The organism is Capnocytophaga sp. oral taxon 338 str. F0234 (assembly GCF_000192225.1).
GTDB lineage: Bacteria > Bacteroidota > Bacteroidia > Flavobacteriales > Flavobacteriaceae > Capnocytophaga.
Genome location: NZ_GL872413.1, coordinates 1,027,785 through 1,028,679, shown reverse-complemented (window position 1 = coordinate 1,028,679; position 895 = coordinate 1,027,785). Strand labels below are relative to the sequence as shown.

1 protein-coding gene and 1 pseudogene are annotated in these 895 nt (G+C 27.2%); both read left to right on the top strand.

Translation table 11 applies throughout. The features are described from left to right. Nucleotides 1–140 precede the first annotated feature (140 nt). On the top strand, nucleotides 141–446 hold the full coding sequence (locus HMPREF9071_RS04745; RefSeq protein ID WP_009745444.1) for a hypothetical protein: 306 nt from the start codon (nucleotides 141–143) through the stop codon (nucleotides 444–446). Further along, nucleotides 443–895 (top strand): annotated as a pseudogene (locus tag HMPREF9071_RS04740) (hypothetical protein); the annotation flags it as partial. The gene HMPREF9071_RS04745 and the pseudogene HMPREF9071_RS04740, both read left to right, overlap by 4 nt.

Sequence of the window (895 nt, the reverse complement as noted above, 5' to 3'; positions counted from 1 at the left end):
AAGAAAGTTAGTGTGGGAATACGAACTTCTTCCTTTTGAAGAAAGAAAAGCTACTCGCAATCGTTTAGTCCCCCCCCAACCCTTATATATGAGTGGTAATAAATTGTATATCAAAGACATAAAAGATAACTTATACATTTTTGAAAGAGAGGAATAGCTTCAAAAACTTAGGGCAATATAAAGCGTATTTAGAAGTTATTGATGATTTTGACCAGCTATATATTATCCAACAAGGAGGTAGAGGTATTACAAAAGAAGATATCATAAAAAAACTTGAAAGTGCTATAGCTAAAGATGCTGAAGGAGTTTATTATGCAAAAAAACAACTTTGGCAGAAAATTGGTATAACTGATGAATTTGAATTAGAAAGATTGGCGAAAAATAAATTGCTATCGAAAGAAATAGATTATCAACCTTTTAGAAATTCAATTCTTATTACCCGATGAAAAAATACAAATTGAAAGAAACAAAGAAAAATGTAACCGAATTCGATGCTGGTTTAAACTTATATGCTTATAAAGAAGAAAATCAAAACTATCTTTTTTTTAACAATAAGATATATCCTTTGAGATATACTCCTATGATTTTTAAAAAGATAGATAAGGTACTATATATTAAGTATAGTGATGGATATTGTGAAAAATTAGTTGAGGATAAGTTTTTACCAATAAATAATATGAAGAATATTAAATATATTAATTTTGGAAAACCTTATTCTGTTATATTTATATATGGCGATGAATATAAGAAATTTTTTAACCTTCTTGATTTAGAAACAAATAAGCTACTTTTAAAAAAAGATAGCCTGCATTGGTTATACATAGAGAAAGACATTATTGTAACGTATGATATTTTAGGCTCTTTTATTAGTCGTATCAATACCGATACAGAAACA